The organism is Pseudomonas sp. GW456-L13 (assembly GCF_017350115.1).
Lineage (GTDB): Bacteria > Pseudomonadota > Gammaproteobacteria > Pseudomonadales > Pseudomonadaceae > Aquipseudomonas > Aquipseudomonas jessenii.
This window is the reverse complement of record NZ_JACNAS010000008.1, coordinates 1-475: the sequence shown is the minus strand read 5'-3', so window position 1 is coordinate 475 and position 475 is coordinate 1. Positions and strand designations below refer to the sequence as shown.

Annotated in this window: 1 protein-coding gene; it reads right to left on the bottom strand. The window is 63.6% G+C overall.

The window, feature by feature from the left end; translation table 11 throughout:
- Nucleotides 1-475 (bottom strand): DUF5801 repeats-in-toxin domain-containing protein (locus J4D25_RS26825; protein WP_258536631.1); only part of this gene is annotated, 475 nt, incomplete at both ends.

Sequence of the window (475 nt, the reverse complement as noted above, 5' to 3'; positions counted from 1 at the left end):
CGTGCCGTTGAGTGAGAGGTTCACCGCATGGCCCGTGGCCGTGTCGGTCAACCCGGAGGCTCCGGCCACTACGCCCAGCGCATAGGTCAGCGTGCCGGCGCCATCGGCGCCAAACGCCGAGGTGAAGTTGGCGGCAAAGCTCTGGGTATCGTTGGTCGCCAGTACTGTTTCGTCCACCGTCAGCGTCGGCTCCGTGCCGGTGGTATTGATGCTTGGTCCGTCGTCCTTGAATACCAGGTTCTGCCCGATGTTGAGGGTCGCCAGGGCGCTGTCGCCGTCCTTGTCGGTCTTGGTTGCCGTCAGTGTCACCAGGTTGTCCGAGGTCAGGCTCGTCGAGTCATCAGGATTGGTGGTATTGGAATGCACCACAGCGCGGAGCTGGTCGAGGGTGACATCACCGTTAGCAGCCACGCTGACCGTGAACACCAGCAGGTCGCTCGTGGCCGTGCGGCCTTCGACCACGGTGCCGTTGAGC